This is a genomic window from Paenibacillus xylanivorans, from assembly GCF_001280595.1.
Classification (GTDB): domain Bacteria; phylum Bacillota; class Bacilli; order Paenibacillales; family Paenibacillaceae; genus Paenibacillus; species Paenibacillus xylanivorans.
On record NZ_LITU01000083.1, the window covers coordinates 308,198 to 335,067 of the forward strand.

The following is a 26,870-nucleotide window of genomic DNA, read 5'->3' on the forward strand; positions in this document are numbered from 1 at the left end:
GCAAAGGGAGTGTGACAGCCATTGAATTCCCCCCTCAGGAAGAAATTGCTAGGTCTTTTATTTGCCTTCTTTCTATGTGTGATCAGCCAGGCCATTCAGCCTGTGCAAAGTTATGCTTCATTGCCTGATGAACTCCAGGTATTTGCAGGCAGGCAGGCTGACGTTCATCTCGCTGTACCGGCTGCTTCAAGCGCTGTTGTGGATCGTCCTGACATCGTCGGTTTTGATGGAAAGGAAACTACGGTTCACGTAACGAAGCAACAACCTTTGCATCTTCATCCCCAACAAACGGGACATGCCAAATTAACGTTGAAGTTGTGGGGCAAAATTCCGGTAAAAACGGTTAACGTAAACGTGATTCCGGATTTGCGTGTAGTACCCGGGGGTCAAACCATTGGCGTCAAAGTAAAATCTGCAGGTATTCTGGTTGTAGGGCACCATCTGGTTCGTTCTGGACAAGATGAACGTGTATCCCCTGGAGAATCAGCAGGCATCAAGCTTGGGGATCTGATTACCCATATGGACGGTAAACGTCTTGATGGTGTAACGGGTGTAGCTGAAGCTGTTGAGCATGCAGGCAAGAGCAAAAAAGGAATTGATGTCGTGTTAAAACGTGGCAAAGAAACCGTTAAGACGCGTTTGACACCAGCTTATGATGCCGAAGACAAAGCCTGGAGGCTTGGATTGTACATTCGTGACTCCGCTGCTGGTGTAGGGACATTAACCTTCTACGCTCCCGATCAGGGTGTATATGGCGCTCTGGGACATGTCATTACGGATATGAATACGCAGACCTCCATCGTTGTTGGTAGTGGTCAGATCGTTCAGTCCAATGTAACGTCGATCTCCAAGAGTGAATCCGGTGATCCGGGTGAAAAACGAGCTCATTTCCTGAAAGAAAGCAAAATTTTAGGCAATATTGAACGCAATACGGCTTTTGGTATCTTTGGTAAAATGTCCGGTAATCCTGAACATAGTTTGTATTCGAAAGGCATTCCCATTGCTTTCTCCCATGAAGTAAAAGAAGGCCCTGCAGAAATTCTCACTGTCGTTGAGGGACAGCAAGTGGAACGTTTCGCGATTGATATTGTTCACGTTGCAGACCAATCCGAACCAGCAACCAAAGGTCTGGTGCTTCGTATCACAGATCCGAAGCTTCTGGATAAGACCGGAGGCATTGTACAAGGCATGAGTGGCAGCCCAATTGTGCAAAATGGAAAATTGATTGGTGCCGTGACCCATGTGTTCGTCAATGATCCGAAATCAGGTTATGGCTGCTTCATTGAATGGATGTTACAGGATGCAGGAGTCATGATGAAAAAGGATAATGCAAAAAACCTTAAGGCGGGTTAACCTCCTTAAGGTTTTTTTGTCGAATGGAAACATATAATATCAGATAATGAAATAAATTATTTATTATATAGCAACGAGAAAAAAAAATAAAGAAAAATAATTTTCGACAGAAGGAATTTCCTCCCCTGTGTCGAAAATTTAACCTGTAAGGAAATGTACGAAACGATGTTTAAATTAAAGGAGGATACCGTTTTGCAAAAAATTGAGGTATTGCTGGCTGATGATAATCGTGAATTTACGAATTTGCTTGCCGAATATATATCCGAACAGGAAGATATGGAAGTAACTGGAATTGCTTACAATGGAGAAGAAGTGCTGCAGTTGCTGGAGCAGACTCGCGATGTACCGGATGTACTGATTTTGGATATTATTATGCCTCACCTGGACGGACTTGGTGTACTGGAGCGTCTGCGCAACCTGAACCTGTCTCCACAGCCCAAAGTCATTATGCTTACGGCTTTTGGACAAGAGAATATCACACAGCGTGCCGTGCAACTCGGAGCTTCTTATTACATCCTGAAACCGTTTGACATGGAAGTACTCGCGAATCGTGTACGTCAACTGGTTGGCACGCAAACCACGATTTCCACAGGCGGCGGTTCATCGATGTTTATTAACAAGTCTAATGTGGTGCCGATGGGCAAACACAAAAATTTGGATGCAAGTATCACGTCCATCATACATGAAATCGGCGTTCCTGCGCATATTAAAGGATATCAGTATTTGCGTGAAGCCATCACGATGGTGTATAACAATATCGAAATTTTGGGTGCCATCACCAAAACATTGTATCCAGCCATTGCCGAAAAGTTCAAAACAACGCCGTCTCGCGTCGAAAGAGCCATTCGTCATGCTATCGAAGTGGCTTGGACACGTGGTAACATCGACAGCATCAGCCACCTGTTTGGTTATACCATCAATATCAGCAAGTCGAAACCGACGAACTCTGAGTTCATCGCGATGGTCGCTGACAAGCTTAGAATTGAGCATAAGGTGTCCTGAAAGGATCAGGAATGAACAATTCTTGATTATGAGCAGATTGAACTTTATGATTTAACATAAATAATGCAACCTAAAGAACCGTTACAATCCGGCTTAAATAGCCTTTTTGTAACGGTTTTTTATACATGTAGGAGGCGTTTACAACCTTACTCCTGTTATAATGAAATAAATTTTAATGCTTTAAAAGAAGTGCAAAGGAGATGGATCTACTGAATAAAACTGAAATTTCACAACTAATCTTTCCTAAGTATCTTGAAGCAGGTAATTTGATGAGTTATTTTGGTCAAGAAATAGTTCATATTGATAATTTAAAAAAATATTCAGATGAGCAATGGTTAAGTAAGAGTGAAGAAGTACTAACTTTTGATTTTGATGGCTGGTCAGCGAATGTCACTTTTACTAAAAACGGTTCTTATCATAGTGACAGCTTAGATTTCTTCTTTTCTACAAATGATGCTAATAAGTATACTATTGGACTTTATGAAGATCTGCAGCGCTTCATTCTTAGCAGTGGAATAAATGTGAACCAATTTGTTTCCGACAATGAGCTCGTATTTTTGTTCAAGAACGCAGCCAGTGCTCATTATTTGTTACAGAATGATCGTTATGTGCTTCGAAAGCTGTCGGGAGCTTTTTTAGATTATGCTCAGACATATGCCTACTATAAAAAAATATATGGTGAATCAACATCCATTTTTTAATATGGTCTGAAACTACATATCACCTCTGTCACCTGTTCAAACCCGAATGTCGAGCGATGTAAAGGATGGGGCAGGGGATGCATTTGATTGCGTATCTTGAACTTTTCCTGGGTCTTTATCATTCTGTGTAGCATTGGAAATCTTCGATTTATTTTCAGCTTTATTTCCCTCAACGACTTCCTGATTTTCCTTTTCCGCAGAGGATGAAGGTGCAGGAGACGAAACGGATTCTTTTGGTGTAGGCTGATGTATCTCTTTCATCAAATCTCCAATTTTCTGACCTACTTTACTCATTTGGGAGCTGATGTTCTGCACGATTTCTCTTTTTTTCTGGAATACCGTACGTTCAGCATTCTCAAGCATCATCGATTTTCCAGCTCCAGCATTAATATCCAGAACCAGTCGGTCAAACTTGGTTTCCCCTTCAATGGTCTGAATGGAGCTGTTCATGCGATCTCGCAAACCGACCAGTTTACCTAACTGATCATAAGTCTGACTGTGCTTAATTAGATGGTCCATTGATGGGGTTTGAGCTTCGTCATTGCGCTGAGGCTGTTGTTCTTTGGCCTTCTCAGGCTGTTTTAATTTGTTCTTTTCCTCCATTTCCTCTGCTTTGATCTGGGCGATCTGCGTGTCGATTTGCGTAATGGAGCTCGTTAATGATTTGATTCTTGCAGCTTTGGTTTTGGTGTCCAGTTCATCATTGGATTTTACAGCTTGTACTTCTTCATTAAGCCTAACCTTCTGCTGCATAAGTCCCTGAATTTCCTTATCTCTACTGGAGACTTGGCTCCCGGGGGTGAAGCTGCTTTTGGAGGCGGGTGAAATTGGATTCATGGTCTTTTCCCCTTCTTCGTTATATCGTGGATCTACTTACATATATCGGATGTTACGAGAAGTAAGTGAAGATACGCTGGCTAATAAGTTCACTTTCACTTGTGTGTTGCTTACTTGCTAATAATGATTGATAATGGTTATCAATGAGTGAAGGACTGTTTAGTCAATCTTTTTAGACGGAGTTGGGTTAATGAAATGTGGAATAATTATTACATACTCTGGAACTATGCTTCTGTGAGTATTGCGGATATACGTTATATGGAGTTAAGTCCATGTGAGGAGCTAACATATAAATTTCCTGCGAGCACGTTTGTATTCACCATCCAGGGTAAAGCCTATGTGACCATAAACGACCAGAAGCATGAAGTGAGTCGTTTTTATATACTCCATGGTGGAAAGGGGAGCGTGTTGCATATTGAAGCTGGACAATCTGGATTGAACTTGTTTTACCTTATGTACAAATCAAGCTTGCCAAGTGGAGGAAGAACCGATTTGGCTAACATGATGGATCACATGAATCCATTTCAGCTAACCTATGGTTTTGCCCCCGAGTCACCTGTTGTGCTGTATGAGCAAGTAAAACAGATACACGCTTTATGGAATCAAAAGAACCCCATAGATCATTTTCAGGCAAAAAGCCTGTTTTATCCTTTTGTAGAGCAAGTATCAGCACAAATTCCTCATGCTGCAACTCGCTATTCCATTACGGATCAGGTCAGCAAAGTCATCGAAATTGTGGAATCCTCTTATGCGGAGCCATTGACGTTGCATGTTTTGGCAGAGAAGGTTGGCAGCAGTCCCAGAAGTCTGTCCCGCAAGTTCAAGCAGGCCACGGGTTATAGTCCAATCGACTATTTGATCCAGTTCCGTTTGTTCAAGGCCAAGGAGATGCTGCTGCATACCGACGCTACATTGGATGAGATTGCAGCAGGCATCGGTTATCCGGACGGATATTATCTGGGACGTATGTTCAAAAAACATACAGGCGTTTCTCCGCTTCAGTTCAAGGAGAAAACATCTGTACCCCTAAAATGGCCTGATCTGACATCGACCTTGGCGCGAAATGACATTTCCAGTGGCAGAGCTGGAAGGTATGTTTATAACGATGATGATAATCATTATCAATATAAATACGGAGGGTCATTGTACATGAATAGACAGACAAGAACAGGAATGCTGCTTAGTATTTTATTAAGTCTCACTTTACTGCTGAGTGCCTGCTCGCCAGGGGCAACTAGTAATTCTGGGGGAGAAACATCCGGAAGCAAAGGGACTTCGAGTGCTACCAGCACAGTAACCGCCAATAGCCAATCGAACAATTCCGAGCCTCGGATCATCTCGACGGTCAAGGGAGATATCACGGTCCCGGCTGAACCCAAGCGAATTGTGGTGGATTTATATTTGGGAAGCCTGATTGCTTTGGGAATCAAGCCAGTTGGTACACCGGAAATGAACTTGAAAAACCCCTATTTTATCAAATCACTTGAGGGCGTAGAGAATATTGGTGAATACGAAACCATTTCTCTTGAAAAGGTACTGGAACTTCAACCAGACCTGATTGTCACAGGTGATCCTGATTTGTTTGATTCTTTTAGCAAAATTGCACCTACCCTTGTTGTTCCTTATGGGGAATTGAAAAATACCCATGAAGAGATCGCTTATTTCGGTAAAGCACTGAATAAAGAAAAAGAGGCTGAGGCGTGGTTAGCCAACTATGACTCACGTATTGCAGACGCAAAGAAGCAAGTTAATGCAGCAATTGATCTGGATGCAGAAGTTTCGGTCATGCAGTTTTATGATAAAGGACCATTGGCCTTTGGTGATAATTTTGGTCGGGGAGGTCAGGCCGTATACAGTGCACTTGGATTGAATCCTCCAGCAGATAAAAAAGAGTTATTAATGAAGGATCAGCTTGTTGAAGTGTCTTCCGAGGCGATCCCTGAATTTGCCGGAGATTACATTATTCTAACAGCAGATAATCTAACAGTGGATGAGTTGAAAACAAAACCGGTCTGGAGTTCGCTTGAGGCTGTCAAGAATGATCGTGTATTTATATGGAGTCCGGGTCGTTCATGGTATTTTGACCCAATTGCAACGTTGGATCAAACCGAGGAATTGGCAGCTTGGTTCACAAAAATTTCGGGTAAAAAATAACGGCTTAAGTGGAATGTAATTTGGTGAAATCTAATCCTAGTCAAAATACAGTTGATAATGAAAATTATTATCATCTATAATGAAGAAATAATAGTGAAACCTCTTTAACACTTCGGTTAGAGAATGGATTACAGAACGATGGCCTTTACACGGTCTTTGTTCCGGGTGAGACTGGGATTGGAGAGTAACCAATGCAATTAAATGAACAGATGCAATGCTGGAATCACGCGGCTGTTAAAATTCTGGATATACGCCGGATCGTCATGGCGGCAGGGGAGATACAGGAGTCTTATTTGCTTCCGGCAAATGCTTTTATATACAGCATTCGTGGTGCAGCTCAACTTAAATTGGATGGAAAAACATACGAAGCACAGCGATTCTGTATTCTGCATGGTGGTAAAGGATCATCACTGGATATTCGGGTGAGCGAAAAGTTTGAATATTATTTGCTGTTCTACAGGGCATTCCTTGTGTTTCCAAGTCATCGTAAAACATGGCGGTTGTCACAACCTCAGGTTGCTCCATTTTCTTTGCAATACGGGTTTACGCCGAGTGATCCTCTAACCTTAATGCGCTATTTTGGTGAGCTGGAGAAAGCGTGGGATCAGGCGGGGAATTTGGATTTGCTTCAAGTGAAAAGTTTGTTCTACCAATTTATTCATCAGTTGTTGTTTCAATTGGCAGAGCAGGAGGTCAGAGCAGTGCTTCCAGACCCTATTGAGCAAACACTTCGCTACATACAGGAACATTATAGGGAACAGGTGACTCTGGATTTTCTGGCTGAACAATTCAATTACAGCTCCCGTCATTTATCCATGCAATTTAAACGAAAGACAGGACACAGTCCGATTGATTATCTCATTCAAACGAGACTGATCGAGGCCCGGAATCTGCTTATGCGATCCGATGCAACCCTGCGCGAAATCGCGGCAGAAGTGGGATACGCGGATGTGTATTATTTCAGCCGTATTTTCAAAAAACATGTAGGTCTTTCTCCCACGCTCTACCAGCGAAAAATAAGAGACCAGAGCCTGACAGAGGATCGTCCATTACAATTCTCCGAATCGTCCATTGGCTGGAGATGGAAGCGAGGATATATTGATTATGAGAATCATTATCAATATATAGACGGAGGGTCTACATTAATGAAAAGAAGAAAAACAAGCTCCAACATGCTTATGGTTGCACTTTTGAGCATCACAATGCTTTTATCAGCCTGTTCAGTAGGTTCCGCAACAACGCCGACGACGGGAGAAGGCACCAATGCCAACTCATCCAGCAGCACAGCGGTATCCTCGTCATCAGATTCAGGTAGTCAAACGAACAACGAAAATGGAACACGCACGGTCTCCACGGTTAAAGGTGATGTTGTTGTCCCGGCAAATCCTAAACGGGTGGTTGTGCTCTATCTTCAAGGAGATGTTGTAGCGCTTGGAATTAAGCCTATTGCGACATCTGACGTATTTGATGGGGCTGCATATAAAAATGAGCTTGAAGGTGTAAATTCACTGGGCACCTGGTTTGAACCAAACCCTGAAGCTGTCATTGATCTGGACCCGGATTTGATCATTGTTCCTTCAGAAGAGACTTACACGCTATTAAAAGATATTGCACCAACGGTGTATGTCCCATATGAGAAATTGACAACGGAAGAAAGACTTCAGAGTATAGCTAGCATTTTCGGCAAAGAACAGGAAGCAGACGTTTTAATCGACAATCTTAACAGCAAAGTCGAAGAGAGCAAGAAAACACTTGCTGATGCGGGCATACTGGACAAAACGGCTTCCATCGTCGAGGGTGGGCTGAAAGAGATGGTCATTGTAGAAAGTAAGCAATACGGCCGAGGATCTCAAGCCATATACGAGTACTTGGAAATGAAAGCACCTGAAGCGGTCCAGAAAAAAATTGACGTCGTTTCCGACGCGGCAGGTTCGACCTTGTCCATGGAAGTTCTTCCTGAATATATGGGAGACTACGTATTTCGTTCGGTATATGAAGGAGCAGATAACCTCAACGATAATCCAATATGGAATAGCATACCAGCTATCAAAGAAGGCCGTCTAATCGAGATTGACTTTGATTTCTTCTATTACTCGGATATCTATTCCATCAACAAGCAAATCGATTTCGTTGTCGAGCATCTACTGGCAGCTCCCAAAGTGAAGTAATCAACAAATAAATAACCGATGGTAGTTTTGTATAAGAAATGTTTGAATTTTAGCCATTGTAATTTGATAAGTTTCCCATTAGACTAGGAAAAGAGTGATAATGAGAATCGATATCAAATAGTCGAGCGCTTTGGATCGAACTGATGGAGGTAACGAAATGGATCAGCATTTGGAATTATATGATGTAACAATTATCGGCGGGGGACCTGCCGGCATGTATTCTACATTTTACAGCGGGATGCGTGATATGAAGACCAAGTTGATTGAAGCGCGGGATAAATTGGGTGGTCGCATGCTCTTTTATCCAGAGAAAATGATCTGGGATGTTGGCGGTGTCACCCCCATTCTGTGTGAAAATTTGATAAAACAGCTGGAAGAACAGGCGAGAACGTTTGAGCCAACGATTGTGTTTGAACAGCAAATTGAAGGATTTGAGCGTCAGCCTGATGGCACGATTCTGCTGACATCGGCTACAGGAGAACAACACTGGACACGTACCGTCATATTGGCGATCGGGTATGGTATATATAAAATGGCTAAGCTGGAGCTTGAAGGCGCTGACCGTTATGAGGTTACCAATCTTCACTATACAGTACAGGAGCTGGAACCTTTCCGTGGCAAACGGGTACTGATTTCTGGTGGAGGTGACTCCGCTGTGGATTGGGCCAATGAGCTAGAAGCACTTGCAGAACAAGTGACGGTTGTGCATCGTCGTGACCGGTTTGGCGGATTGGAGCGCAATGTACTGCGGATGAGAGAATCCTCAGTGGATATTCGTACACCATACGCCGTTGATACCCTGCATAGTCATAGTGGGGAGATCATCGAACAGGTGACAATATCCCATGTTGAGACGGGTGAGAGTGAAGTTCTTGAAGTGGATGCGATTATCGTCAACCATGGCATGAAGAGTGACTTTGGCCCGATCCGGGATTGGGGACTTGATCTTGGTGAATGGCATGTCAGCACAACAGAGAAGCTGCAAACGAATATTCCAGGCGTCTTCGCCGCAGGAGATTTTGTTGATTACGGAAGTAAACTGTATCTGATAGCTGGCACATTTACGGATGCAGCGCTTGCGGTAAACAGCGCCAAACTGTATATGGACCCTGAGGCGGATAAAGTTGCCTATGTGTCTTCTCATAACAGCCGTTTTAAGGAGAAAAATAAAGCACTTGGTGTTGTAGAAGAATAGAATCTCTTCATATTAAGTTCAACTCCAATATTTTAAATCAAACGAAGTAGTTCGGGCTAATGCCAGAGCTACTTTTTTTAGCATTGGTTTCGGTATGAACCTCCCCTAATTGCACAACATAGAACAAGCACCAGAATTGAACATGCATCATCAACTGTCTATAATGAGCCATAGAAGAGAGAAAAACATCAAGAAATGTCAAACAGATTAGAGTGGAGTGCAGAATATGAAAAAAGAATTTCAACGTATATCCACATTCATTCATCGGTGGTTCAAAGACCCTGAGAAAAAACGAATCAAATGGTCTGAAATCTATCTCGCTGTTGCTGGGAAAATGCACCGACTGTTGGTGGAAGGACGGCGCACACGTTCAGCGGCCAGAAGGCTGCATCAGGATTTACCAATTACCGCTTTGGGACAGCTGAAGCTGCAGCCAGGGGATATTGTGTATACGCCAAGTTCGGAATCGACCTATTACGCCGGGCATATGGGGATAATTGGACTCGATGGTAAAGTGTATCACGTTCACCCTTATGGACCTGTATTTGCCGATTCGATGGATTGGTACATTACCCGCTTCTATGAAGGGGATCGTTTTATTGTATTTCGCTCCAGATTGAATCAGGCGGGGTTAAAGGCTGCGGAGTGGGTACAGGAACATTACAAACAAGTGAAATACTACCGTCTGCAGACGAATCTGCATAGTATTGAACGCAATTATTGTTCCAAATTTGTCTATCAGGCGTACCAGTTTACATCTGGACTTGACCTGTGGAGTCGCAAGTTTGCCAAGCTGAATTTGGGATATATCTATCCGTTTCGAATTGAGCGCTCACCCGCGCTGGAGGTTCTTGGAACGTTTTATAAATAAGGCAAGTTAACCGACGTAACTTCCTTTCTTTTACAAGAGGTAGAGGCAGGTTCTGTCGGTTTTTTTTGTATGCGTAGAGATCAAAAACAGGAAAAAGGCTCAAAACGTCGAATAGATTATGAGATAGGCATGCACAACTTGGAATCGTATACATAACCAATGCAGGATCAATTTTTGCCCAAGCATAAGCAATTGACCCCTTAGAAGGCAAACCAGGAAGAGAGAGAAAGAGATGAAATGGCTGAACTTTGTGCGCAGATTCAACTCAAACTCAAACGTAGTAAACCTATCCGATTACACTCCCAGGAAGGAAAGGAGGCACTACTGTTCCATCTGTAGTAAAAAAGTGAAGTACATCGTGCATTATGCGACTTCCCAGGGAAATGTTGCAGGTGTATGCAGTTCTTGTAAATCAGTGGCGGAACATCGAGGAATGTTACCCATTTAATAAGGAAGAGATACGCTCAGGAAATAACATTGCTTTGATTTATGAGCGTTTTTGTAGTACATTAGCAAATGTATTCGAAGGAGGATTCTAATGTACTCAGGTAGACAAGACGATACTTTATACATCATGACCTACACCTTAAACAGCGGTATCAAGGGTACGGTTCCACTGTCAAATAAGCAGATTATTGAGTGGCTGGATTGCTACAGAAATGAGAAGCGCTTCGTGACCGAAATCGGCAAGGAGTTTTTTGGATTGAATGCAGGATTGGTAGCAGATTTTAAAGTTCAGAATCATTTATCGGATTATCAGCAGACGATTATGCCTACACAACAGCAGGATAACATGGAACGCTTGTCCAGCGCATATAAATCAACCGAGTTATTAATGAAGATTGATTGCAAATGTGGCACGGCATATGTTACGGAATCTCCATATAAGCGCACCAAATGGTACTGCACCAAGTGCAAAGAGATCGTATTTTTGGATGCCAAAAAAGGAATGGTAGAAACGTCGCGTGGCGACGCTTACTACATGACCAACAAATATTTTGTTTCTCGGGACTAGCGGGAGATGACGAATGGGAAGCATCGCTGTGAGGCGGTGCTTTTTTGTATACAAAGACAGAGTTAACGACTAGATAAGGAGAGGTATATTAAGGGTATACTGGTAAAAAAGGAGCTATAATAAAAAAGCCCTCAGGGGCTTTTTTGAAATCTCAGGAAAACTGTAGCAGCAGATACCGCCGATCAGAACCTATAGATTGATTATTTGAAAAGCTGAATCAACTCAGCATTCAACTTTGTGAGGAGGAATGAAGCAGCAACGACAGCGCGGCTCGTAAGCTTCTGAATCGCCGATCATGACGACCGGGCCAAGCGTGACAGGCTCTCCATTAACGATACGTTGGGTGAAAGCTGCATCCGGGCTTCCGCATACGGCACAGAATGCCGAAAGCTTCTCAATGTCATCCGCCATGGCGAGCAAACCGCCCACATATCCAAATTCCTTGCCACGGTAATCCATATTCAGTCCATCCACGATGACATGTTTGCCACAGTAGGCAAGCTCGGAGACCAGTTCCATGATGGCGCTGCTGAAAAATTGTACTTCATCAAATGCAACAACATCAGCATCTTTGGTCTGAGTCAGGATCATCTCTACGGATTCCGGGGTCAATTGCCGGGGAATGGAATGGGCAGGCAGACGATAGCCGATACGGCTAACGATCTCGTCTTGGGCAAACCGATCATCTTCGGCGGGTTTGTAGGCAACGACCTTTTTACGGCCAAATTGAATTAATTTCTGACAACGGCGAATGAGTTCACCGGATTTTTCACTAAACATAGGTCCTGTAATTACGGTAATTCGTCCTGTTTGCACAGTTCTGCTACTCCTCTCACATACGGGATTCAACAAAAAAAGCGACCTTTACAGAGTACCACAAAATCTTTAGTAAGAGCCAGAACTAATCTGAGCAGCTTTGTGTTACTATATGGATTGTTAAGCTGTTGGTTACGGCAGTGCAGTGCATGAACCAGTAGCGATTGAAAAGAGGTGTTATCGATGAGTGAAGCATTATCCGAATTACAGGAGCGATATGAACATTTGAAAGGGCAGTCAGTCCTTGACGAAGCTGCGCAAGAGTTGTTTGCAGATTTGTTCGCTGAAGCGGAGCGGCTGCAAGCCAGTAATCTGACCTTACGCAGAACGATTCTGAAGTCCTCTTCCAAAGAGTCACGCATGTCTACCAAGCTGCGGGATGCATTATACGAATAACCCGGAGACTAATCCGGGTTCTCTTCTGTCTGCAATTTGCGGGGAAATAGAATACCTGCTGTAATTCTGGCAATCATGGCGAAGGTGAGGCCGATGCCTGCAAACATATAGATGACCGTAAATGCCTTGCCGAATCCGGTCGATGGTACAAAATCCGGGTGTCCCACCGTGGTTAGAGTTACTGCACAGAAATACAGGGCATCAATCCAGTGCAGCCCTTCAACGCGGGTATAAAATAACGTGCCCGAGAGAAGTGTCGCCGCAGTTAATACAAACAAAGCCAGGAACTTCTGGTCCTTGAAGGCATGGAAAATGCCCTTGAGCAATCTTTTTAGCGTAATGATAAACGATACCATGTTGATCCATCCTGTCTATATAAGAGTGGGCATTGTGCATGTTCAAGATAGTAACTCTGAATTTATGCAAAATATGTGTTTGAATAAATAAGCATTATACCTGATCGTGCGAGGTATATAAAGGCAGTTACAATGTCTGGATGATGAAAAAAAGCGGAGCCAGAAAAAATGACAAAAAGCCCGGACTCAGGAAGTCGTACCGGGCGTCTCTGCTTTGTCGGCTGAGGGTGCGCTTTTTGAACGGAAACGGGGTCCTACATAATTTCGCTTGCGGTCACGGAACAGAATCCAGCCTCCCAGAAAACTCATGCCTGCGGCGAACAGGACAAGTCCTCCGCCAAAGGAGAGCCATTGAAAACCTGGTGAGATCTGCTCGTTCCCATGCTCGGCATAGTACAGGAAAAGGGCATCTTTCATCATCAGAAATCCCTTCATTGCCATTAACCCGGGAATGACCAGAACAAGAATCGCCACAAATCGTGCAAAGATTAGTCTAGTATTCATCACCATTAAACTCCTTCTGCCTGAGGTTGAGTTAAATAAAGGTTGCGCTTACAGGTCATACCTGATTCCATCATAGCTTGGTTTCCAGAAGCTGTCCATGCGTTTCAGGGTCAAATTTTGAGTTGAATGCTCAAGGGGAGTACAATGGAATATAGATAACGTCTATGAAAAAGAGAATCATTCCAATCATCATCTTGCAAATATATTGAAATTATATGGATAGAGGAGAACATAAGAGATGCCAATTACATGTGATGTCGCCATTCTTGGTGGAGGAACCGGAGGGTACGTTGCTGCCATCCGTGCTGCACAGTTAGGAAAACAGGTTGTTATTATCGAGAAGGATAAGCTGGGGGGCACCTGTCTGCATCGTGGATGTATTCCGAGTAAGGCATTGCTGCGTAGTGCGGAAGTATACGCGGAGATTCAAGAGAGCGAAATGTATGGGATCGAAACAGCTGGAGCCACACTTGTATTTCCGAAGGTGCAGGCGCGCAAGGATGCGATTGTTGAGCAGCTTCATCAAGGTGTGCAGTATTTAATGAAAAAAAATAAAATTCAGGTTATGCACGCCAATGGGCGCGTGATCGGACCTTCCATTTTCTCTCCTCAGAGCGGAGCAGTGGCTGTTGAATTCGAAGATGGCGAGATGGATACGGTTGTGCCAACCAACCTCATTATTGCTACCGGGTCTCGGCCACGGGTGTTGCCAGGTCTTGAGCCAGACGGTCGGTACATCATGAGCAGTGATGAGGCGTTGCGAATGGACGAATTACCGGCATCCCTGATCATTGTTGGTGGTGGCGTGATTGGGCTTGAATGGGCCTCCATGCTGAATGATTTTGGCGTCGACATTACAGTTGTTGAAGCCGCCGCTCATGTATTGCCAGCAGAGGATGAAGATGTAGCGAAAGAAATGCAGAGATTGCTTGGCAAACGCGGTGTTCGCTTCCTGACAGGCGCTAGCGTTCTGACAGAGACATATAGCATACAGAAAGACGGCATTCAGATTGATGTCAAGCTGGGGGACGAGAAGCAAGAGACCCTGAAAGCGGACAAGATGCTGGTGTCGGTTGGTCGTCAGGCTAATGTCGAGAATATCGGACTCGAAAATACGGATATCAAACTCGAACGCGGATTTATCGCTGTGAATCAAACTTTGCAAACGGGTGAGGGACATATTTATGCCATCGGCGATGTCATCGGTGGGTTACAGCTGGCGCATGCAGCCAGTCATGAAGGCATTCTGGCTGTGAATCATCTGGCGGGTGAAACGGTACATGCCGTCGAATCACATCGAATCCCGCGTTGTGTCTATACTCGTCCGGAAGCAGCGAGTATCGGATTCACGGAGCGTGAGGCCAAAGAGCGTGGTTATGAAGTCAAAACAGGCAAGTTCCCGTTCCAGGCGATTGGAAAATCATTGGTTCATGGAAGCCGTGATGGATTCGTGAAGGTAATCGCCGATGCCAAGACGAATGATATATTGGGTGTACATATGATCGGTACCCATGTGACGGAACTGATCGCTGAGGCCTCTTTGGCTCAGATGCTGGATGCCACACCTTGGGAAGTGGGACAGACGATCCATCCTCACCCTTCATTATCGGAAATCATGGGTGAAGCTATGTTGGCAGTCGACGGAAAATCGATTGGAATGTAAGCTGGACAGGCTTATGAGAAAGGTCCTTTCCTTTTTTGGGCAAATGGGATTATAATAAGGTTAAGCCAAGTCTTAGTACCAGGTTGTAAGATCGGGTAGTAAGACGGGCACAGGCTCTGATTAAAAGGAGGTACCTCATATGAGTTCACAAGGTACTGCAGACGCGGTCCATCGGCATGAACAGCTGGGACTTAGCGATGGTGAAGTATTGGATATGTACAAATACATGCTGCTCGCACGCAAGTTTGACGAGCTTTGCTTGCTCTTGCAGCGGGCCGGCAAAATTAACTTTCACGTATCCGGCATAGGACAGGAAGCTGCGCAAGTAGGCGCTGCCTTCGGTCTGGACCGGGATCACGATTATTATTTACCGTATTACCGCGATTATGGCTTTGTATTGGCGGTCGGCATGACCCCACGTGAGCTGATGCTGTCTGCATTTGCGAAGGCAGAAGATCCGAATAGTGGCGGACGGCAAATGCCGGGTCACTTCGGTCACAAAAAGCTGCGGATTGTTACGGGCTCCAGCCCAGTTACAACACAGGTTCCGCACGCTGTCGGATTTGCACTCGCTGCCAAAATGAAGAAAGAAGAATTCGTTTCTTTTGTTACGTTTGGTGAAGGATCGAACAACCAAGGTGATTTCCACGAGGGCGCCAATTTTGCAGGTGTGCACAAGTTGCCTGTCATTATTATGTGTGAGAACAACCAGTACGCGCTTTCGGTACCGATTCACAAGCAGCTAAGTGGCAAAATATCGGATCGGGCGCTCGGGTATGGATTCCCTGGACTTCGTGTAGACGGTAACGATGCGCTTGAAGTTTACGCAGCGGTGAAGGAAGCACGTCGCCGTGCCATAGCAGGTGAAGGTCCGACACTTATTGAAGCGATGATGTATCGTTTGTCGCCTCACTCTACTTCTGACAATGATCTGGCTTACCGGACCAAAGAAGAAGTTGAAGAGAACTGGAAGAAAGATGGCGTCCCCCGCATGAAGAACTATTTGATCGACTGCGGCATCTGGGACGAAGCCCGGGATGCGGATCTGGCTTCCCAGCTTGCGCTGGAAATGAAAGAAGCGACTGAATATGCAGACAACGCGCCATATCCGAAACCTGAGGATACTCTGACGCACGTTTATGCGGACAGCGAAGAAGGGGGACGGTAATCATGGCGGTTATGGAATATATTGATGCAATCCGTCTCGCGATGAAAGAAGAAATGGAGCGAGATGAAAATGTCTTTATCCTCGGTGAAGATGTGGGTCTCAAAGGCGGCGTGTTCACTACAACCAAAGGGTTGCAGGATCAGTTCGGCGAAATGCGTGTCATGGACACACCTTTGTCCGAATCAGCCATTGCAGGTGTAGCCATTGGCGCTGCGATGTATGGCATGAAACCTATTGCCGAGATGCAATATTCGGATTTCATGCTGCCTGCAACGAATCAGATTATTAGTGAAGCGGCCAAAATTCGCTACCGTTCCAACAATGACTGGAGTTGTCCGATCGTTATTCGTGCGCCGATTGGCGGCGGTATTTTCGGTGGGTTGTATCACTCCCAATGTCCGGAATCGATCTTCTTTGGTACACCAGGTCTGAAAATTATAGCTCCATACTCGGCATACGATGCGAAGGGACTGCTCAAAGCAGCCATTCGAGACCCGGATCCGGTTCTCTTTTTTGAGAACAAAAAATGCTACAAGCTGATCAAGGAAGATGTGCCTGAGGATGATTACATCGTTCCAATTGGTAAAGCCAACGTGCTTCGTGAAGGAGCAGATATTACAGTTATCGGTTACAGCCAGCCACTTCATTTCGTCATGCAGGCTGCCGAGGAGCTGGAGCGTGAAGAAGGCATTACTGCTCATGTTCTGGATCTGCGCACATTACAGCCACTTGATCGCGAAGCCATCATTGCATCCGCTCGTCTGACAGGCAAAGTGCTGATCGTGCATGAAGACAATAAAACCGGTGGTGTAGGAGCTGAAGTGGCAGCTATCATTAGTGAAGAATGCCTGTTCGAACTGGATGCGCCGATTCAGCGTCTCTGCGGACCGGATGTACCAGCAATGCCGATTAGCCCAACATTGGAGAAATTTTATATGCTGAGCAAGGACAAAGCCAAGGAAGCGATGCGTACCCTCGCTGAGTATTAATTCGTGTAGTGAGATAGTTTAAAAGCAAAGTTTGGAGTGATATAACCAATGAGTATGAAATGGATCGAGGTCATTATGCCGCAGCTGGCGGAATCGCTGGTCTCGGCTACTATTGCCAAATGGTTGAAAAACCCGGGTGACCGGGTTGAACAATACGAGCCAATCTGTGAAGTCATTACGGATAAAGTTAACGCAGAGATTCCATCAACCGTTGATGGAATTATGGGTGACCTGTTGGTCGAAGAAGGTACGACCATTGCTGTTGGAGAAGCTATCTGCCGTATGCAGGTAGCTGCTTCCGGTGAGGAAGTAGCAGAGCAAGTCGCACAAGTTTCGCAGCTACAGAATGGTGATCATGTTCATGTGCAACAAAGTGCGAATTACGTACCTGCTGCTAGTGCAGCGAGCACGGCAGGTCATGATCCCAACCAGCCGATGCGTAACCGATATTCCCCTGCGGTCCAATCACTGGCAGCCGAACATGGTCTGAACTTGCAGAGCATTCAGGGCACTGGAGCAGGTGGCCGGATTACACGCAAGGATGTACTGGCAGTCATCTCACAGGGTGGAAACGCAGGTACAGCATCTGTACAGTCTTCTGCTGTCGCAGGGCAGCATGCCTCTTCGGGTGCGCCTTCAGGTTCTCCTTTCAGCGGATTGAATCGCGGGAATGCAGACTTGGGTGCATCTGCGGGAGAAACCGTTCCTGCAGCCGACGCAGGTGTTCCTGTGAGACATTCCGGCATACATCTGACCGAAAGTCCAAAAATCCCGCAAATCGAAGTAGAGGGTGGCGGACAGGGAAGATCCGAATACTTCATCGACGTTACGCCTGTTCGTAATGCGATTGCTCGTAATATGCGTCAAAGCGTATCGGAAATCCCGCACGCGTGGACGATGATTGAAGTGGACGTGACCAATCTGGTGATGCTGCGCAACAAACTCAAGGATGAGTTCAAGCGTAAGGAAGGCATTAACCTGACGTATCTGTCCTTCATGATGAAGGGTGTCGTCAACGCCATTAAAGACTATCCAATCATGAACTCCGTTTGGGCTGTCGACAAAATTATTGTCAAACGGGATATCAACCTGTCCATGGCAGTGGGTACAGAAGACTCTGTACTGACACCGGTAATCAAACACGCGGATCAGCGCAATATCGCTGGGCTGGCTCGCGAAATTGATGAACTGGCACGTAAAACACGTGAAGGTACTTTGAAGCTGGACCATATGCAGGGCGGTACGTTCACGGTCAATAATACCGGATCATTTGGTTCGATTCTGTCGCAACCTATTATTAACTACCCGCAGGCGGCGATTCTTACATTTGAGTCCATCGTCAAGAAACCCGTGGTCATCAATGACATGATTGCTGTCCGTTCCATGGCGAACCTTTGTCTTTCCCTGGATCATCGTATTTTGGATGGAGTCATCAGCGGACGTTTCCTGCAGCGTGTAAAAGAGAATCTTGAAGGATACACCATGGAAACGAAAGTGTATTAAGTTAGAGCAAGTGCATCATTTCAATGAATTACTAATGATGCCAATCGCTGAATAGATGGATAATGGGAAAGTGTATGTGCCAATGGCCGTGCACTTTTCCCGTTTTCTTCAATGAATACTCATCATCATACAATGAACATTGAAACAGAAGGGTGTGGGGAAATCATGAGCAAGCCGCTGGATGTTGTATACATACCGATGCTTGATTATGAAGAGGCTTGGAACCGCCAGAAAGCGATTGTGCAGCAACTGGATGAGGGAGAAGGAGCGGAACAGATGCTGTTGCTCCAACATCCACCGACGTATACGATCGGTTCACAGAATCACCCGGAGCACCTGCTTCTCAGTGAAGATGAACTGCGAGAGCAGGGTATCTCCTTGTTTCAAATTGACCGCGGCGGTGATATTACTTATCATGGCCCTGGCCAATTGGTAGGTTACCCGTTACTTGTTCTTGGGCGAGATGAAGCCTTGGATTTACATGGCTATTTACGTTGTCTGGAGCAAATGATTATTGATTATCTGGCTGATCAGGGCATTGAAGCGGGACGAAAAGAGGCTTACACAGGTGTATGGATCGGAGATTTGAAAATTGCCGCCATCGGCGTCAAGTTCAATCGCTGTAAACACCGGCGAGGATTCGTGACGAGTCACGGATTTGCTTTTAATATCACTTCCGGCATTCAGCACGCAGGTTTCCAGGGGATTGTTCCTTGCGGGATTGAGCAGTATGGCGTGACCTCGCTCGAGGATATTACAGGCAAGACCTACACTGTGGAACAGGTTGCGCAGGAGATCGTTCCATACTTTAGCCGAATTTTCCCGTATGAGATTACCTGGATTACAGAAAAAGAAGCCCTTCCCCGTCTGTAAATCAGACAGCAAAAGGCTTCAGGATTCTATCCAAACAATAAAGGTTCGAGCGCAATGAAAAGGGTGGACCCAATCATGGCGAGCAGCATGAGATAGATAATGATGCGAAACCATTTCTTTTTTTGCATGATGAGAGAACTCCTTTCAACAAATGAATAAACAGACCCTAGTAATTGTATTGTACCGTATCGACGAAAGGTAGGAAAGTCCTATGATAAAACAGCAGCGTGTTATTGATCAGTTTATGGAACTGGTGCAAATTGACAGTGAAACAACACATGAACAGAATATATCAAAAGTGTTAAAAGAACAGTTTACCCAGCTGGGCCTCAGCGTATATGAGGACGACACGATGGAGAAAACCGGACATGGCGCAGGTAATCTCGTGATTACCTGGGAAGCCGAGGGTGCGGAAGAAGCAACTCCAATCTTTTTCACATGTCATATGGATACTGTAACACCTGGACAGGGAATTAAACCTGAGCTCGGTGAAGACGGCTGGATTCGCAGTGATGGCACGACAATTCTGGGTGCAGATGACAAGGCAGGGATTGCTGCTTTGTTTGAAGCGATTCGAGCTATTCAAGAGAACAACATCCCTCATGGGAAAATTCAATTCGTGATTACCGTTGGTGAAGAGTCGGGTCTGATTGGTGCACGTGCAATGAATCCGAAGGATATTGAAGCCGAGTTCGGTTATGCTCTGGATTCCAACGGGGCTGTGGGTACAATCTGTGTGGCTGCTCCAGCCAGAGCGGAAATTCAGATGAAGATCTATGGGAAATCCGCACATGCGGGTGTGAATCCGGAAGACGGTATTAGTGCCATTCAGGTGGCTGCCAAAGCGATTGCAGCGATGAAACTGGGACGAATTGATGATGAGACTACGGCGAACATTGGCAAATTCCAGGGGGGATCAGCACTGAACGTCGTCTGTGATTTTGTGCAGATAGAAGCTGAAGCTCGCAGCATTGTGCAGGAAAAGGTAGAACTGCAAGTAGCTCAGATGCGTGAAGCACTGGAAACGACATGCCGCAAATATGGTGCAACGGCTGAATTCCGCAGTGAGATTCTGTATCCTGCATTTGGCTTCCATGATGAACACGAGGTTGTTCAGCTTGCACAGCGTGCTATTCGAAGCCTGGGGCTGGAGACTAGCACATTTGCATCCGGCGGTGGCAGTGATGCCAACATCTTCAATGGGTTCAACATACCTACGGTCAACCTGGCTGTAGGCTATGAAGACATTCATACGACGAAAGAGCGCATCCGCGCCGAGGATATTGTAAAGCTGGCCCAAGTGGTTGTGGCTATTATTCAGGAGACGGCTGCAAGTAAAAAGTAATCCAAGGAGACTGGGTTGAAACTACCCTTTCTCAACTGAAAAGTCCGAATCCGGTCTAGACCGAGTTCGGACTTTTTGGCAAAACCATGTTATATTTCATGAGTACGACAGACCCTGAACAGAATCATTTGCGTCCAGCGAGCATATCGCTTAATTTGGTTTCGGGGCCCCACTCACGAACCCATTGTTTGAGTATGAGCTGGACTTGTCTGGCTTGTCCGACCACGTGTACGGATTGCGGTGTTAAATAACTGTTCATTAGTTGTCCCCCTGATTTGCTATATTTGCTTGAAATCGCTATAAGCTCACCATATGCCAAAAAACAAAGGTTTATACGTATAAAGAAAACCAACATTCGAAGAAGTGGAGTTGAAGAACAGATGAACCCAAACAATCATAAGCATCCTGCCAATCCAAAACTTGATGAAGAGACGATATCTACAAAGCCTATCTTCGAAGGTAAAGTCATTTCCCTTCAAGTCGACACGGTCAAGCTGCCTAACGGTCAAACCGCTACTCGTGAGATTATCCGTCACCCTGGAGCCGTTGCTGTCCTCGCCCTGAATGGCGATCGTATGCTGGTGGTCGATCAATATCGTCAGGCCATGGGGCGTACCGAAGTGGAAATTCCGGCAGGCAAGCTGGACCCTGGAGAAAAGCCTGAAGTGGCAGCAGCACGTGAATTGCGCGAAGAGACTGGTTATGTAGCCAAATCACTGCGGCATCTGCGTTCATTTTATACGTCGCCAGGTTTCGCGGATGAGATCATCCATTTGTACATCGCCGAGGAGCTGGAAGCAGGAGACATGGCTTTGGACGAAGATGAATTCCTTGAAGTGTCCGAGATTACGATTGAAGAGGCTTATCAGTTAATGGATCAGAATCGGATCAGTGATGCCAAAACGATGATGGCTGTGTATGCATGGGATCTTTACAGAACGACAGGACGGTTTTAACGATGAGTGAGCAACAGGAAGTGTCTGCAGAATGGGAGCCTTGTTATGCAGACCTCCATATTCACATTGGGCGAACTTCGCGCGGTGAAGCTGTTAAAATCAGTGGCAGCCGCGATCTGACATTTGAGAACATTGCTAGAGAAGCCTCGGATCGCAAAGGAATTCACCTACTCGGCGTCATTGATAGCCACTCTCCGGTTGTGCAGATGGACATCGAACAGCTGCTGGAGAACGGCACGATGTCCGAGCTTGAGGGAGGGGGCATTGCGTATCAGGACACAACCATCCTGCTGGGTACGGAACTGGAACTGCGTGAACCAGGGATGCGGGAGTTCCATATGCTGGCCTACTTCCGTGATCTGAAAACGATGAAGTCTTTCACGGACTGGATGAAACGTTATATGAAAAATGTGAACCTGAGCTCTCAGCGGGTGTATGTGCCCGCGCTTGAGATGCAGGCCGAGATTAAGGCGCGTGGTGGTCTTGTCGTGCCAGCACATGCTTTTACCCCGCATAAAGGCATATATGGCAGCACAGCCCCTCGTATGGCTGATGTGCTGGACCCAAGCCTGATTGATGCCGTCGAGCTTGGACTCAGCTCCGATTCTTCCATGGCCAGTTACATTCGGGAACTGGATCAAGTTCCTTTTCTAACCAACTCGGATGCTCATTCTCTGGGCAAGATTGGACGAGAGTACAACGAGTTGCAACTTGCGAAGCCTTCCTTTGACGAATTCAACATGGCACTCAAAGGACAGGAAGGCAGAAGCATTACAGCCAACTACGGTTTGGATCCGAGACTTGGCAAATACCATCGTACCTATTGTGCAGCCTGTGGGAGCATTATGGATGAACATTCGATGTCGGCAGAACGCTGTCCACACTGTGGCAGTGTGAAGCTGGTGCAGGGTGTACTTGATCGCATATTGGCAATCGCTGATCGGGATAGACCGCATGTCACAGTAAACCGACCTGCGTATCATTATCAGGTACCGTTGGAATTCATTCCAGGTTTGGGAAAAGCCAAACTGCGCCAGCTGCTGGACCGCTTTGGTACGGAAATGAACGTATTACATCGTACAAGTGAGGATGAACTTACAGAGGTCGTTGGACCCGTTCTGGCAGGCCTTATTGTTGCGGCACGGAATGGTCAACTGGAATTGTCATCCGGAGGTGGGGGCACTTACGGAAAGGTCTCTAACAAGGAAAGAACAGAGTAGAGAAGAGAAGTTTGCAGTAAACTACAACGTGAGTTAGCGTAATTGGGTGTGGGATCGGCATTTTGTCATGGAGAAGGAATCTGAATCTGGACAAGAAGTCATACGTGTGCATTCCGGTTCATAAGAATGACTATAAGGATTTCACTCGACATCCTTGCAGCATGATAACCGGAAAGGGGACCCGTACCTGTATGCGTTCTGCCTACTTCACATTCAAAGGCCAAACCTCTTTATATGTATTCGTGGCTGTCTTGTTTCTGGTGGGTGTCATTTTTGGCGCCCTGATGGTCAATGCCCTGTCCCTTGAACAACGCCAGGATCTTGAAGGATATCTGGGCAATTTTTTCATGACGGTACAGCACAGCGGACAGGTCGTTGAAACCGGAACCTATTGGGACATTGCCATGCTTCATCTAAAATGGGTAGGTCTGATCTTCATTCTGGGCTTATCGGTCATCGGCCTGCCGGGCATATTGGTTCTGGATTTTCTGAAAGGAGTACTCATTGGTTTTACAGTGGGTTACCTTGTCGGTCAGTATTCATGGAAAGGGCTGTTGTTTGCCCTGGTTTCCGTTGCGCCTCATAATTTATTCGTGATTCCGGTACTGCTAATTTGCAGTGTGTCAGCCATGACCTTTTCCTTATACATTATTCGGAACCGTGTTCTGATGCAGCGGACGCCAGGCCGTCAGAAGCCTTTTGCTTCATATATGGTGTTAACTCTCGTTATGGCAGCGCTGCTGTTAGGGGTTGCGTCATTTGAAACATGGGTTACACCTGCGATGATGCGCTGGGTCACACCGATGCTACTACCGGCCTAGCTTTGCGCGTGATAGTGTAAAATGTTGACTTTAATTATGTACTCCCCCTATAATGAAAGAAGTGGGTTAAGTTGCAGTGTGCAGTGATTTCCTAGGGGGAGGGAGAAAATGGAAGCACGGATCGATAAAATTAAGCAGCAACTACAGTCCCAAGGATATAAATTAACGCCCCAGCGGGAAGCCACCGTAAGAGTACTTCTTGAGAATGAAGAAGATCATCTGAGCGCAGAAGACGTATTCATGCTCGTGAAAGAAAAGGCTCCCGAAATCGGTCTGGCAACCGTGTACCGTACCCTCGAACTGCTGAGTGAGCTGCATGTTGTAGAGAAAATCAACTTCGGCGACGGTGTAGCGCGTTATGATCTACGCGGAGATACATCCAAGCATCACCATCATCACTTAATCTGCGTTCAATGCGGAAGTATGGATGAAATACGTGAAGACTGGCTTGGACCGCTTGAAGAGCGACTGGAGCGGGAATTTAACTTTTCGGTAGTAGATCACCGACTGGATTTTCATGGGATTTGTTACCGTTGCAAAGCTAAAAATGACCAGAAGCCCAAAGATGAAGAATAACATAGCATATCTTCAAGCTCTCACCGGCGGTTTTTACGGGAGAGCTTTTTTGGTCCAGCGTGTGATGTGAGGTTTACCCTGAATGTCATATTCCTGTGTTCGTTAACATACCCTGATTCTAGACGAGTCGGATTCGAACCAGAAAGGGGTACAACCCATGATTATATCGCTGCGGAGAGGGCTCCGTTTTATTCGATTTATCGTATTTTTTGCTGCATTAGTTTATCTGTTCTATCATGTCCTGGATTTGTTCAACGGATGGATCTCACCTGTGGACCAATATCAGATGCCAACAGGAAATGCGGTTAAAGTATTTCAGGAAATGGTTTGGCCAAGCAACGGGGAAGGACGTCCTACGATGGCAGAGCGTCTCCGCTTATTCTATTGGTACGGAGAGTAGCTGGACAGCCAGGGATGCAAATACGGAAGCAGGTTGCCCGTGTGGCAGTCCTGTCAGATGAGGAGCGTTGTACATGAAGCAGACGATACACGCCTATGCCTTATACTTGGAAGAGGATAAAGGGATGTCGAGCAGCACGCTGGAATCGTATCTTCGGGACGTGGACAAGTTCATCGAATTTGCGGATAAAGAATACGGTATCCGGGAAGCGGAGCAGGTGCGCCGGACGCATGTTATTCTGTTTATAGGTCAGCTGAAACAGGCAGGACGTGCGAATGCAACCATTGCTCGCAGCGTCGTATCCCTGCGCTCCTATTTTCACTTTTTGATGCGGCGTGGTGAGATATTACAGGACCCCACGTTTGATGTGGAGGCTCCAAAAGCAGACAAGACACCACCACAGGTGTTAACCATCCAAGAAATTGAATTACTGCTCGCGTCCCCCGATACCCGTTCACCGCAAGGGGTGCGTGATCGGGCCATGCTGGAGCTATTATATGCGACAGGCATTCGTGTATCTGAACTGATTGCACTGGATGTACGGGATGTACAGCCAGGCATGCGCTTTATCCGCTGTGGAGGTGCTGGTAAAGAACGAATTTTGCCAATAGGTGCGCCTGCAGCACAGTGGGCGAGTGTTTATGTGAACGAGTACCGCAACCTGTTAATCAAAAATGAGACGGACGAGCAGGCTCTCTTTGTCAACGTATCCGGCAGAAGATTAACACGGCAGGGCTTCTGGAAGCTGCTCAAAAAAGCAGCGGTGGATGCAGGAATCTCAGGCGAAATTACGCCACATACGCTTCGTCATTCCTTTGCCGCTCACCTGATTGCCAGTGGAGCAGATACGCGTGCAGTGCAGGACATGCTCGGTCATGTGGAGCAGCCTGGGCAACAGTATGGACATCACGGTCGCAAAACGATGAAAGAGATTTATGAATCTCATCATCCGCGGGCAAAATAGTCTTTACTTGGATACAAATCTGCAAAAAAAAGCGGAACAATAATCCGATTTCGGATAAAATAAATTGAACACATTTAAACGCCGTTATACATAAGCAAATACATCATTTAAGCATGCAGTTTCAATTGATGTCATTTGCGGATACAGACGGATCGTTTCAACTCAAGGGGGAACATCTTATGACAGCATTAAACCAACAGATGATTTTGGAAGCGGCATCTTACATCCAAAGCAAAAGTTCCATTAAACCGGAAGTCGGTTTGATTTTAGGTTCAGGACTTGGCATTCTGGCAGAACTGATTGAAGATGGCGTTAGCATCGCTTATCAGGATATTCCGCATTTTCCAGTGTCCACAGTAGAGGGACATGAAGGCGAATTACTGGTGGGAACGATCAAAGGCCGTCCGGTCGTTATGATGAAAGGTCGTTTTCACATGTACGAAGGATATGGTCCGGAACTGACTGCCTTCCCGGTACGTGTTATGAAAGAATTGGGTGTGACTTCCCTGCTCGTAACGAACGCAGCAGGTGGTGTGAATACCTCATATGAAGCGGGTAACCTGATGCTGATCTCGGATCATCTGAATCTCACAGGCAAGAATCCGTTAATCGGACCGAATGACTCCGCGCTTGGTGTGCGCTTCCCGGATCTGTCCGAAGCCTACAGTCGCCGTTTGCGCGCGCTCGCGAAGGACACGGCCGCTTCACAAGGTTTTGATGTACGTGAAGGCGTATACGCAGGTATGCTCGGTCCGAACTACGAGACACCAGCTGAGATCGTGATGCTGCGTACGCTGGGTGCGGATGCTGTTGGCATGTCTACGGTTTCTGAAGTCATCGTGGCACGCCACGCGGGCCTGGAAGTGCTCGGTATCTCTTGTATCAGCAACATGGCTGCCGGCATACTGGACCAGCCGTTGTCGCATGATGAGGTTATGGAGACGACAGAGCGTGTGCGTGAATCGTTCCTTGCCCTTGTGTTGGCTGTTATTCCACAAATGTAACGGATCATGAATAAAAGGCG

At 46.0% G+C, this 26,870-nt stretch carries 28 protein-coding genes; 22 read left to right on the top strand and 6 right to left on the bottom strand.

Annotation, left to right across the window (positions count from 1 at the left end; all coding sequences use genetic code 11):
• Positions 1–21 precede the first annotated feature (21 nt).
• From spoIVB to AMS66_RS31005, 3 genes are all read left to right on the top strand, one after another.
• The gene (gene spoIVB, locus AMS66_RS30995) at positions 22–1,353 is read left to right on the top strand and encodes a SpoIVB peptidase (RefSeq protein ID WP_053784421.1); all 1,332 of its coding nucleotides are present in this window, start codon (positions 22–24) and stop codon (positions 1,351–1,353) included.
• 192 nt (positions 1,354–1,545) lie between these two features.
• Positions 1,546–2,355 carry a sporulation transcription factor Spo0A gene (gene spo0A / locus AMS66_RS31000; protein ID WP_053784422.1) on the top strand — a complete coding sequence of 270 codons (810 nt, stop codon included), beginning with the start codon at positions 1,546–1,548 and terminating at the stop codon, positions 2,353–2,355.
• A gap of 200 nt (positions 2,356–2,555) precedes the next feature.
• A complete protein-coding gene (locus tag AMS66_RS31005) occupies positions 2,556–3,056 on the top strand; it encodes a hypothetical protein (protein WP_053784423.1) in 501 nt (166 codons plus the stop codon).
• 36 nt (positions 3,057–3,092) lie between these two features.
• Here the strand turns inward: AMS66_RS31005 and AMS66_RS31010 are convergent, their stop codons facing one another.
• On the bottom strand, positions 3,093–3,893 hold the full coding sequence (locus tag AMS66_RS31010) for a FlxA-like family protein (protein WP_053784424.1): 801 nt from the start codon (positions 3,891–3,893) through the stop codon (positions 3,093–3,095).
• Positions 3,894–4,394: 501 nt separating this feature from the next.
• Between AMS66_RS31010 and AMS66_RS31015 the strand changes: the two genes are divergently transcribed.
• From AMS66_RS31015 to AMS66_RS31035, 5 genes are all read left to right on the top strand, one after another.
• Positions 4,395–6,047 (top strand): AraC family transcriptional regulator, encoded by a 1,653-nt coding sequence (locus tag AMS66_RS31015; RefSeq protein WP_236703709.1) that lies wholly within the window; start codon positions 4,395–4,397, stop codon positions 6,045–6,047.
• A 191-nt stretch (positions 6,048–6,238) separates the two neighbouring features.
• Positions 6,239–8,215 carry an AraC family transcriptional regulator gene (locus AMS66_RS31020; RefSeq protein WP_053784426.1) on the top strand — a complete coding sequence of 659 codons (1,977 nt, stop codon included), beginning with the start codon at positions 6,239–6,241 and terminating at the stop codon, positions 8,213–8,215.
• 157 nt (positions 8,216–8,372) lie between these two features.
• A complete protein-coding gene (locus AMS66_RS31025) occupies positions 8,373–9,410 on the top strand; it encodes an NAD(P)/FAD-dependent oxidoreductase (RefSeq protein ID WP_053784427.1) in 1,038 nt (345 codons plus the stop codon).
• Positions 9,411–9,636: 226 nt separating this feature from the next.
• On the top strand, positions 9,637–10,281 hold the full coding sequence (locus tag AMS66_RS31030; RefSeq protein WP_053784428.1) for a C40 family peptidase: 645 nt from the start codon (positions 9,637–9,639) through the stop codon (positions 10,279–10,281).
• Between the two features lie 538 nt (positions 10,282–10,819).
• A complete protein-coding gene (locus AMS66_RS31035) occupies positions 10,820–11,296 on the top strand; it encodes a hypothetical protein (protein ID WP_024630975.1) in 477 nt (158 codons plus the stop codon).
• 222 nt (positions 11,297–11,518) lie between these two features.
• Here AMS66_RS31035 and AMS66_RS31040 read toward each other — a convergent pair whose 3' ends face one another.
• Positions 11,519–12,112, bottom strand: coding sequence for a thymidine kinase (locus tag AMS66_RS31040; protein ID WP_024630974.1), 594 nt, complete (start codon positions 12,110–12,112; stop codon positions 11,519–11,521).
• 183 nt (positions 12,113–12,295) lie between these two features.
• Here AMS66_RS31040 and AMS66_RS31045 point away from each other — a divergent pair, with 183 nt between their 5' ends.
• On the top strand, positions 12,296–12,508 hold the full coding sequence (locus tag AMS66_RS31045) for a hypothetical protein (RefSeq protein WP_053784429.1): 213 nt from the start codon (positions 12,296–12,298) through the stop codon (positions 12,506–12,508).
• An 8-nt stretch (positions 12,509–12,516) separates the two neighbouring features.
• Here AMS66_RS31045 and AMS66_RS31050 read toward each other — a convergent pair whose 3' ends face one another.
• Both AMS66_RS31050 and AMS66_RS31055 read right to left on the bottom strand, forming a co-directional pair.
• Complete coding sequence (locus tag AMS66_RS31050; protein ID WP_053784430.1) at positions 12,517–12,864, bottom strand: potassium channel family protein; 348 nt, start codon at positions 12,862–12,864, stop codon at positions 12,517–12,519.
• 186 nt (positions 12,865–13,050) lie between these two features.
• Positions 13,051–13,374, bottom strand: a complete 324-nt coding sequence (locus tag AMS66_RS31055; protein WP_053784431.1) for a DUF2627 domain-containing protein — start codon at positions 13,372–13,374, stop codon at positions 13,051–13,053.
• 232 nt (positions 13,375–13,606) lie between these two features.
• On the opposite strand from AMS66_RS31055, the gene lpdA reads away from it, so the two are divergent.
• The 5 genes from lpdA to lipB all read left to right on the top strand — a co-directional run bounded on the left by lpdA (position 13,607) and on the right by lipB (position 19,564).
• A complete protein-coding gene (gene lpdA / locus AMS66_RS31060; RefSeq protein ID WP_053784432.1) occupies positions 13,607–15,031 on the top strand; it encodes a dihydrolipoyl dehydrogenase in 1,425 nt (474 codons plus the stop codon).
• Positions 15,032–15,170: 139 nt separating this feature from the next.
• Positions 15,171–16,199 (top strand): thiamine pyrophosphate-dependent dehydrogenase E1 component subunit alpha, encoded by a 1,029-nt coding sequence (locus AMS66_RS31065; protein WP_053784433.1) that lies wholly within the window; start codon positions 15,171–15,173, stop codon positions 16,197–16,199.
• A gap of 2 nt (positions 16,200–16,201) precedes the next feature.
• A complete protein-coding gene (locus tag AMS66_RS31070; protein ID WP_053784434.1) occupies positions 16,202–17,188 on the top strand; it encodes an alpha-ketoacid dehydrogenase subunit beta in 987 nt (328 codons plus the stop codon).
• A gap of 48 nt (positions 17,189–17,236) precedes the next feature.
• Positions 17,237–18,691 carry a dihydrolipoamide acetyltransferase family protein gene (locus AMS66_RS31075; RefSeq protein ID WP_053784435.1) on the top strand — a complete coding sequence of 485 codons (1,455 nt, stop codon included), beginning with the start codon at positions 17,237–17,239 and terminating at the stop codon, positions 18,689–18,691.
• Between the two features lie 165 nt (positions 18,692–18,856).
• Entirely contained in the window at positions 18,857–19,564 is a 708-nt protein-coding gene (gene lipB, locus AMS66_RS31080) for a lipoyl(octanoyl) transferase LipB (RefSeq protein ID WP_053784436.1), read from the top strand.
• A gap of 26 nt (positions 19,565–19,590) precedes the next feature.
• Here the strand turns inward: lipB and prli42 are convergent, their stop codons facing one another.
• Positions 19,591–19,692 (bottom strand): stressosome-associated protein Prli42, encoded by a 102-nt coding sequence (gene prli42, locus AMS66_RS32585; protein WP_090810668.1) that lies wholly within the window; start codon positions 19,690–19,692, stop codon positions 19,591–19,593.
• An 83-nt stretch (positions 19,693–19,775) separates the two neighbouring features.
• Between prli42 and AMS66_RS31085 the strand changes: the two genes are divergently transcribed.
• Positions 19,776–20,909 carry a tripeptidase T gene (locus AMS66_RS31085; RefSeq protein ID WP_053784437.1) on the top strand — a complete coding sequence of 378 codons (1,134 nt, stop codon included), beginning with the start codon at positions 19,776–19,778 and terminating at the stop codon, positions 20,907–20,909.
• 124 nt (positions 20,910–21,033) lie between these two features.
• Here AMS66_RS31085 and AMS66_RS32590 read toward each other — a convergent pair whose 3' ends face one another.
• Entirely contained in the window at positions 21,034–21,168 is a 135-nt protein-coding gene (locus AMS66_RS32590; RefSeq protein ID WP_144424653.1) for a Z-ring formation inhibitor MciZ, read from the bottom strand.
• Positions 21,169–21,289: 121 nt separating this feature from the next.
• Between AMS66_RS32590 and AMS66_RS31090 the strand changes: the two genes are divergently transcribed.
• The 7 genes from AMS66_RS31090 to AMS66_RS31120 all read left to right on the top strand — a co-directional run bounded on the left by AMS66_RS31090 (position 21,290) and on the right by AMS66_RS31120 (position 26,850).
• Positions 21,290–21,865, top strand: a complete 576-nt coding sequence (locus AMS66_RS31090) for an NUDIX hydrolase (RefSeq protein WP_053784438.1) — start codon at positions 21,290–21,292, stop codon at positions 21,863–21,865.
• A gap of 2 nt (positions 21,866–21,867) precedes the next feature.
• Entirely contained in the window at positions 21,868–23,085 is a 1,218-nt protein-coding gene (locus AMS66_RS31095) for an endonuclease Q family protein (RefSeq protein WP_053784439.1), read from the top strand.
• A gap of 191 nt (positions 23,086–23,276) precedes the next feature.
• Positions 23,277–23,906, top strand: a complete 630-nt coding sequence (gene spoIIM / locus AMS66_RS31100) for a stage II sporulation protein M (RefSeq protein ID WP_053784440.1) — start codon at positions 23,277–23,279, stop codon at positions 23,904–23,906.
• 108 nt (positions 23,907–24,014) lie between these two features.
• Positions 24,015–24,482 carry a ferric iron uptake transcriptional regulator gene (gene fur, locus AMS66_RS31105; RefSeq protein WP_024630961.1) on the top strand — a complete coding sequence of 156 codons (468 nt, stop codon included), beginning with the start codon at positions 24,015–24,017 and terminating at the stop codon, positions 24,480–24,482.
• 157 nt (positions 24,483–24,639) lie between these two features.
• Positions 24,640–24,882: a DUF4227 family protein gene (locus AMS66_RS31110; protein ID WP_053784441.1), complete on the top strand. Its 243-nt coding sequence runs from the start codon at positions 24,640–24,642 to the stop codon at positions 24,880–24,882.
• A 73-nt stretch (positions 24,883–24,955) separates the two neighbouring features.
• Positions 24,956–25,846 (top strand): tyrosine recombinase, encoded by an 891-nt coding sequence (locus AMS66_RS31115; RefSeq protein ID WP_053784442.1) that lies wholly within the window; start codon positions 24,956–24,958, stop codon positions 25,844–25,846.
• A gap of 179 nt (positions 25,847–26,025) precedes the next feature.
• On the top strand, positions 26,026–26,850 hold the full coding sequence (locus tag AMS66_RS31120) for a purine-nucleoside phosphorylase (RefSeq protein ID WP_053784443.1): 825 nt from the start codon (positions 26,026–26,028) through the stop codon (positions 26,848–26,850).
• Positions 26,851–26,870: the final 20 nt, after the last annotated feature.